The sequence below is a fragment of the Myroides odoratimimus genome (assembly GCF_038039805.1).
Taxonomy (GTDB): Bacteria; Bacteroidota; Bacteroidia; order Flavobacteriales; family Flavobacteriaceae; genus Flavobacterium; species Flavobacterium odoratimimum_B.
Map to the genome: position 1 here is coordinate 1 of NZ_JBBPHK010000051.1, position 3,029 is coordinate 3,029.

Sequence of the window (3,029 nt, forward strand, 5' to 3'; positions counted from 1 at the left end):
GACTTGACGGTACTGTAAGAATAAGGATCGGCTAACTCCGTGCCAGCAGCCGCGGTAATACGGAGGATCCGAGCGTTATCCGGAATTATTGGGTTTAAAGGGTTCGTAGGCGGCTTTGTAAGTCAGTGGTGAAATTTCCTAGCTTAACTAGGACACTGCCATTGATACTGCAGAGCTTGAATAATATGGAAGTAACTAGAATATGTAGTGTAGCGGTGAAATGCTTAGATATTACATGGAATACCAATTGCGAAGGCAGGTTACTACGTATTTATTGACGCTGATGAACGAAAGCGTGGGGAGCGAACAGGATTAGATACCCTGGTAGTCCACGCCGTAAACGATGGATACTAGCTGTTCGGTTTTCGGACTGAGTGGCTAAGCGAAAGTGATAAGTATCCCACCTGGGGAGTACGTTCGCAAGAATGAAACTCAAAGGAATTGACGGGGGCCCGCACAAGCGGTGGAGCATGTGGTTTAATTCGATGATACGCGAGGAACCTTACCAGGGCTTAAATGTAGATTGACAGATTTGGAAACAGATTTTTCTTCGGACAATTTACAAGGTGCTGCATGGTTGTCGTCAGCTCGTGCCGTGAGGTGTCAGGTTAAGTCCTATAACGAGCGCAACCCCTATTGTTAGTTACCAGCGCGTAGTGGCGGGGACTCTAGCAAGACTGCCGGTGCAAACCGTGAGGAAGGTGGGGATGACGTCAAATCATCACGGCCCTTACGTCCTGGGCTACACACGTGCTACAATGGCAAGTACAGAAAGCAGCTACCTGGCAACAGGATGCGAATCTCCAAAGCTTGTCTCAGTTCGGATTGGAGTCTGCAACTCGACTCTATGAAGCTGGAATCGCTAGTAATCGGATATCAGCCATGATCCGGTGAATACGTTCCCGGGCCTTGTACACACCGCCCGTCAAGCCATGGAAGCTGGGGGTACCTGAAGTCGGTGACCGCAAGGAGCTGCCTAGGGTAAAACTAGTAACTAGGGCTAAGTCGTAACAAGGTAGCCGTACCGGAAGGTGCGGCTGGAACACCTCCTTTCTAGAGAATAATTATAAAGTATGATACTTTACTCTCGCTGTTAATACCAAAAAAAAGAATAAAAGAATTAAGTAATACAGAGTCTCGTAGCTCAGCTGGTTAGAGTACTACACTGATAATGTAGGGGTCGGCAGTTCGAGTCTGCCCGGGACTACTAGTTTACTAATTTAAAGGAAATACTAGAGGTTAAACTAACCGCCCAAAAGTTACTGTTAACTGTAAGCTGTTAACCAAACACTAGAAATGGGGGATTAGCTCAGCTGGCTAGAGCGCCTGCCTTGCACGCAGGAGGTCATCGGTTCGACTCCGATATTCTCCACAAGGACTGATTGTCCAACCGTTCATTGACATATTGATAAAACTTAACTAACAAAACAGTTAGAAAGAATAAAAATAATATAGAAATATATAGAAAGTACGATTCGATAAGAATTGTAAGCACATAAGCAAAATAAGGGCGTATGGGGAATGCCTAGGCTCTCAGAGGCGAAGAAGGACGTGATAAGCTGCGAAAAGCTACGGGGATTGGCACACACGAATTGATCCGTAGATATCCGAATGGGGCAACCCACTATATTGAAGATATAGTATCCTGTATAGGAGGCGAACCCGCTGAACTGAAACATCTAAGTAGGCGGAGGAGAAGAAAACAAAAGTGATTCCGTAAGTAGTGGCGAGCGAACGCGGAAAAGCCCAAACCAAAGTTGTTACGGCAATTTTGGGGTTGTAGGACCACGATATTTCTTGCGGATTGAATTAGAATTACCTGGAAAGGTAAACCACAGAGGGTGATAGTCCCGTATAGGTAAGAGAAGATAAGAATAGTGGTATCCTGAGTAGGTCGGGGCACGTGAAACCTTGATTGAAACTGGCGGGACCATCCGCTAAGGCTAAATACTCCTGAGAGACCGATAGTGAACCAGTACCGTGAGGGAAAGGTGAAAAGAACCGTGAATAACGGAGTGAAACAGATCCTGAAACCATACGCCTACAAGCGGTCGGAGCCCATTAGTTGGGTGACGGCGTGCCTTTTGCATAATGAGCCTACGAGTTACCGTTGCTGGCAAGGATAAGTGATTAAGTCATGGATCCGTAGCGAAAGCGAGTCTTAATAGGGCGCTTTAGTCAGTAGTGGTAGACGCGAAACCGTGTGATCTACCCATGGGCAGGTTGAAGTTTAGGTAACACTAAATGGAGGACCGAACCGTTTAACGCTGAAAAGTTTTCGGATGACCTGTGGGTAGGGGTGAAAGGCCAATCAAACTCGGAAATAGCTCGTACTCCCCGAAATGCATTTAGGTGCAGCGATAATCGATAGTTACTTAGAGGTAGAGCTACTGATTGGATGCGGGGGCTTCACCGCCTACCAATTCCTGACAAACTCCGAATGCTAAGTAATGATAATTATCAGTGAGGGCATGGGTGCTAAGGTCCATGTCCGAGAGGGAAAGAACCCAGACCATCAGCTAAGGTCCCCAAATGTATGCTAAGTTGAAAAAACGCGGTTTGATTGCCCAGACAGCTAGGATGTTGGCTTGGAAGCAGCCATTCATTTAAAGAGTGCGTAACAGCTCACTAGTCGAGCGATCGAGCATGGATAATAATCGGGCATAAGTATACTACCGAAGCTATGGATTTGCGCATTATATGCGTGAGTGGTAGGGGAGCATTCTAACGGCGCAGAAGGTGATTTGTGAGAATTGCTGGAGCTTTTAGAAAAGAAAATGTAGGCATAAGTAACGATAAGGGGTGCGAGAAACACCCCCGCCGTAAGACTAAGGTTTCCTGAGCTATGCTAATCAGCTTAGGGTTAGTCGGGACCTAAGGCACACCCGAAGGGGGACGTCGATGGCCAACGGGTTAATATTCCCGTACTACTAATAATTGTGATGGAGTGACACAGTGATGAAAGCACCGCGAACTGACGGAATAGTTCGTTGAAGCACGTACCTATAGGTTTGATAGTAAAATGCGTC

2 tRNA genes and 2 rRNA genes are annotated in these 3,029 nt (G+C 46.6%); all 4 read left to right on the plus strand.

What is annotated here, in order from left to right:
* Positions 1 to 1,053: ribosomal RNA gene (locus AABL85_RS17285) — 16S ribosomal RNA — on the plus strand; the annotation flags it as partial.
* 80 nt (positions 1,054 to 1,133) lie between these two features.
* Positions 1,134 to 1,207, plus strand: a tRNA-Ile gene (locus tag AABL85_RS17290).
* A gap of 91 nt (positions 1,208 to 1,298) precedes the next feature.
* Positions 1,299 to 1,372, plus strand: a tRNA-Ala gene (locus AABL85_RS17295).
* A 122-nt stretch (positions 1,373 to 1,494) separates the two neighbouring features.
* A 23S ribosomal RNA gene (locus AABL85_RS17300) occupies positions 1,495 to 3,029 on the plus strand; the annotation flags it as partial.